Source organism: Corallococcus sp. AB049A (assembly GCF_003668885.1).
GTDB lineage: Bacteria > Myxococcota > Myxococcia > Myxococcales > Myxococcaceae > Corallococcus > Corallococcus interemptor.
This window is the reverse complement of sequence record NZ_RAWL01000570.1, coordinates 1-4,581: the sequence shown is the minus strand read 5'-3', so window position 1 is coordinate 4,581 and position 4,581 is coordinate 1. Positions and strand designations below refer to the sequence as shown.

Below are 4,581 nucleotides of genomic sequence, written 5' to 3'. Positions count from 1 at the left end.
CGGCGGGACGGGGCGCGGCGGCTCCGGGGAGCGGAATGGCGGCGGACTGCGGCGCTGCACTGCCCGGCAGCGGAATGGCGGCGGACTGCGGCGCGGCATTGCCCGGGAGCGGGATGGCGGCGGGCTGCGGCGCGGCAGGGGACGCGGCGGCCTCGGGGGCTTCGCTGCCCGCGCCTTCAGCCTTGATGGGGAACGTGGTCTGGCACCGGGCGCACTTCAGCTTGGCGCCGCCGGGCGGGATCCGCCTGTCATCGATGTTGTAATTCGTCTGGCACGACGGGCAGGAGACTTTCATTGTTTTCCTTCGACGAGACCGGCTGGCGCGCGCACGCGCTGGAATGACGGGGCGGTGCGGGGGTCCGCGCGGCGCGTGCAGGCTAGCAGAGCCGTTTCAAGCCCGGAAAGAACGCGCCCCTGGGGCGCACCGCCGTCACCCGGCCGGGCAGGAGGGCGGGCGCCCGCCAACACCAGGGGTGTGCGTCCCTTTTCCACGCCCCCGCTCGGGGTGGTAGACCCGGCGGCGCATGGATCCCATCGTCATCCTCGGAGCGGGCCTGGCGGGCCTGTCCACCGCGCACTTCCTCAAGCGCCCCTGGCGCCTCATCGAGAAGTCCGACCGGGTCGGAGGCCTCATCAAGACCGAGGTCATCGACGGGTGTTACTTCGACCCCACCGGTCACTGGCTCCACCTGCGCGACCCGGAGATCCAGGCCCTGGTCAACACGCTGTGGCTCCCGGACCAGCTGGTGCGCATCCAGCGCCGCGCCGCCGTCTTCTCCCGAGACACCTTCACCCGCTTCCCCTACCAGGTGAACACCCACGGGCTGCCGCCGGAGGTCATCTCGGAGAACCTCATCGGCTACGTGGAGGCCATCTACGGGGAGAAGGGCCGCGCCCTGCGCGAGCGCGACCCCGTGAACTTCGAGGAGTTCATCCTCCGCTACATGGGCGAGGGCTTCGCGAAGAACTTCATGCTGCCCTACAACCAGAAGCTCTGGACCGTGCACCCGCGCGAGATGTCCGCCGCGTGGGTGGGCCGGTTCGTGCCGCGCCCCTCCCTCAAGGAGGTCGTGGACGGGGCGCTGGGCGCGGGCAGTGATCAGCTGGGCTACAACGCGTCGTTCCTCTACCCGCGCGAGGGCGGCATCGAAAGCCTGGCCCGCGCGATGAAGCAGCACCTGCAGGGCGGCGAGCTGAGCGTTCGCACCGAGCCCACCTCCATCGACTGGAAGGCGAAGCAGGTCACGCTATCGGACGGACGCACGCTGCCGTACTCGGGGCTCGTCTCCTCCATCGCGCTGCCCACGCTGGTGGAGCTCATCGGGAAGGGCGCCTCCGGCGTGCCGGACGAGGTCCGGGCCGCGACGAAGCGCCTGCGCGCGTTCATCGTCACGTACGTGTGCGTGGGCGCCAAGGGCGCGAACCGCCAGCCGTGGCATTGGATCTACCTGCCGGAGCCGGAGTTCCACTCGTACCGCATCGGGGCGCCATCGGCGGTGTACGCGCCCCTGGCCCCGCCGGACACGGCCAGCTTCTCCGTGGAGTTCAGCCACCACGGCGAGCTGTCCCTGGCGGACGCGGAGAAGTACGCGGTGGAGGACCTGGTGCGCTCGCGGATGATCCACTCGGCGGACGACATCCTGTTCACGAAGGGCCGCGAGATTCCCAACGCATACGTCCTCTACGACGACGCGTACGGCCCCGCGATGGCGGAGGTGAAGCGCTTCCTGGAGCACGCCGGCATCCTCGTGGCCGGACGTTATGGAAAGTGGGAATACTCCTCCATGGAGGACGCCATCCTGGACGGGCGGGCCTGCGCCCGGACGCTGAACGGCTGACGCAGGGAGTCGTCTCCTGTCGACGGTGGACGGGGGGCGTGCTAGGCCGCGAAGCACTCTCTTCGCATTTCCGGACCCATGGCCCTGCACCTCTCCGTCGTCATCCCCGTCTACAACGAGGAGTCCATCATCACCCAGGCAGCCGAGGAGCTGCGCCAGGGGTTGGATGCTCGCGGGCTCGACTACGAAATCATCTTCGCGGAGAACGGCTCGCGCGACGCGACCCCGCGCATCCTGGAAGAGCTCTGCGCGAAAAACCCGCGCCTGCGCTGGTTCCACTCGGAGACGCCCAACTACGGCGTGGCGCTCAAGGCCGGCATCCTCAAGGCCCAGGGCACCTACGTGGTGTGCGATGAAATCGACCTCTGCGACCTGACCTTCTACGACGCGGCGCTGCCCCGGCTGGAGCGCGGCGAGGCGGACATGGTCGTGGGCTCCAAGGCGGCCAAGGGCGCGAGCGACCAGCGCCCCCTCATCCGCCGCGCGGCCACGCGGGTGCACAACAAGCTGTTGCGCGTGGCGCTGGGCTTCCAGGGCACGGACACGCACGGCCTGAAGGCGTTCCGCCGCGAAGCGCTGCTGCCCGTCATCCAGAAGTGCGTGGTGGACATGGACGTGTTCGCCAGCGAGTTCGTCATCCGCGCGTGGCGCGAGGGCCTGCGCGTCCTGGAGATCCCCATCCAGCTCCATGAGAAGCGCCAGCCGTCCATCCACCTCTTCAAGCGCGTGCCCAACGTGCTCAAGAACGTGGGCAAGCTGTTCTACGTCATCCGCGTGCGCGGGACCTGAGCGGGAAGGATTGCCCCATGACGGCGGCGCGCCTGGCGTCCATCTCCGTCGACCTGGATTCGCTGCCGCACTACTGCCGGATCCACGGGCTGCCCGAGTCGCTGCTCGACGAGCGCGCCCGCACCCTCATCCACCGCGTGGCGGTGCCGCGCTTCCTGGAGCTGTTCGCGGCGGTGGGCGTGCCCGGGACCTTCTTCGTCATCGGCGAGGACCTGGAGGCGGACCCCGGCGCGGCGGAAGCCATGCGGCGCTCGCACGCGGCGGGCGTGGAGGTGGCCAGCCACAGCCACGCCCATGACTACGCGCTCACCCGTCGCGGACCGGACGCCATCTCCGAGGACCTGGAGCGCGCGGACGCGGCCATCCTCAAGGCCGTGGGCGTGCGTCCCTCCGGCTTCCGCGCCCCGGGCTACACGCTCAACGCGGACCTGTACGCGGCCACCGCGGAGCAGGGCTACCGCTACGGCTCCTCCGCGTTCCCGGCGGCTCCGTACTACGCGGCGAAGGCGGCGGTGATGGGCGCACTGGCGGCGCTGGGCCGGCCGTCGCGCTCCGTGCTGGACACGCCCCGCGTGCTGCTGGCGCCGCGCGTGCCGTACCGGCCGGACCCCGCGCAGCCCTACCGGCGCGGTGAGGGCCCGGTGCTGGAGTTGCCCATGACGGTGACGCCGGTGGTGCGCTTCCCGTTCATTGGCACGTTCGCGGCGACGCTGCCTCGCGGCACGATGCGCGCCGCGTACCGCACGTGCCGGGCGGATGCCTTCTTCAACTTCGAGCTGCACGGTGTGGACGTGCTGGACGCCACGGACGGCATCCCGCCGGAGCTGGTGCGCCAGCAGCGCGACCTGCGCGTGAGCGCCTCGAAGAAGATGGAGCGGCTGCGCGGCATCTTCCAGTGGCTCAAGGACGACTACGACGTCGTCACCCTGCGCGACGCGGCGGCTCAGCTGTCCGCGACGCTCTGATCAACGCGCGGCCTTGAGGGCCTTCCAGTCCGCTTCGGCCTGATCCGCGTAGGCCTGCGCGAAGGCGACCAGCCGCTTCGTGGCCTCCTTCGTGTCGCCGCCCACCCAGTCCTCCAGGCACCGGGCCCGAGCCTGCGTGTGGCCGTGGGCGCGGGCCAGCACGACGCCGGCCTGCTCGAAGGTGGAGCGCAGGGACTTCTTCTTCCCGAGCACGGCGTCGTCCAGCCTGGCCTTCTCCGGCTCCACCTCGCGCACGAGGAACGCCCGGCCGCCCATGCTCACCGCGCCCGTGAGCGGATTCACCGCGCCGCCCAGCTCCTCCTGCGCCTTCACCACGTCCGCGCCATTCGCGGGCACCGGCGGTGACGCCACGCCGGACGCGAGCAGCTCCTTCAGCTCCAGCAGCACCGGGGGCGCCTTCGGCTCCGCCGCGCCCACGAGCACGTAGTCGCGCTCCAGGCCGTAGCTGCTGCCGCCCGCGTCCAGCCGCTCCGCCAGGTCCAGCACCTTGAGGGGCACCGCCACGCCCTCCGTGCCAGCCAGCGTCTTCTCGTAGGACGCCAGCGCGGTGCGCACCGCGGCCTTGCGCTCCGGGGCCAGCGGCTTGAGCGTGTCCGAGTTCAGGAAGCGCGGCCCCTTCGCGCCGTCCAGCTTCACGTACTTGGACAGGGCGTCCTTCGCGGACGTGTCACGCGCCTGGGTGATGAGGTCCTTCACCGGGCCGGAGGACTCCTTCTTCTCCAGGAACGCCCCGGGGTTCGCGTCGCCGTCCTCCAGCAGCTCCAGCGTCTCGAAGTAGTTCTTCGCCAGCGCCTCCACCGCCTTGACCTGCTCGCGGGTGGACAGGCCCGCCTCGCGCGCGGTGAGCACGGCGCTGGTGGCCAGGCGCGTGAGGTCCGCCTCCGGCGACGCCGTGCCCGCCTGGTCGAAGTCGTTGAGCCCCCACACCGCCTTGCCCTCCGGCCCCCGGAACGTGCCCAGGTTGCCCA

5 protein-coding genes are annotated in these 4,581 nt (G+C 70.9%); 3 read left to right on the top strand and 2 right to left on the bottom strand.

What is annotated here, in order from left to right; genetic code table 11:
• Nucleotides 1-295, bottom strand: a 295-nt coding sequence (locus tag D7X55_RS36290; RefSeq protein ID WP_199747305.1) for a zinc-ribbon domain-containing protein, incomplete at its 3' end; no start/stop codon positions are given.
• A gap of 229 nt (nt 296-524) precedes the next feature.
• On the opposite strand from D7X55_RS36290, the gene D7X55_RS36285 reads away from it, so the two are divergent.
• The 3 genes from D7X55_RS36285 to D7X55_RS36275 all read left to right on the top strand — a co-directional run bounded on the left by D7X55_RS36285 (nt 525) and on the right by D7X55_RS36275 (nt 3,592).
• Nucleotides 525-1,838 (top strand): NAD(P)/FAD-dependent oxidoreductase, encoded by a 1,314-nt coding sequence (locus D7X55_RS36285; RefSeq protein ID WP_121725422.1) that lies wholly within the window; start codon nt 525-527, stop codon nt 1,836-1,838.
• A 78-nt stretch (nt 1,839-1,916) separates the two neighbouring features.
• Nucleotides 1,917-2,627, top strand: a complete 711-nt coding sequence (locus D7X55_RS36280; protein ID WP_120552944.1) for a glycosyltransferase family 2 protein — start codon at nt 1,917-1,919, stop codon at nt 2,625-2,627.
• 17 nt (nt 2,628-2,644) lie between these two features.
• Entirely contained in the window at nt 2,645-3,592 is a 948-nt protein-coding gene (locus D7X55_RS36275) for a polysaccharide deacetylase family protein (protein ID WP_120552945.1), read from the top strand.
• Here D7X55_RS36275 and D7X55_RS36270 read toward each other — a convergent pair.
• Nucleotides 3,593-4,581 (bottom strand): DUF2252 family protein (locus D7X55_RS36270; protein ID WP_121725421.1); only part of this gene is annotated, 989 nt, incomplete at its 5' end.

Coding starts and splice junctions, on each gene's coding strand:
- D7X55_RS36285 (WP_121725422.1), top strand. CDS start 525: ATGGATCCCATCGTCATCCTCGGAGCGGGCCTGGCGGGCCTGTCCACC.
- D7X55_RS36280 (WP_120552944.1), top strand. CDS start 1,917: ATGGCCCTGCACCTCTCCGTCGTCATCCCCGTCTACAACGAGGAGTCC.
- D7X55_RS36275 (WP_120552945.1), top strand. CDS start 2,645: ATGACGGCGGCGCGCCTGGCGTCCATCTCCGTCGACCTGGATTCGCTG.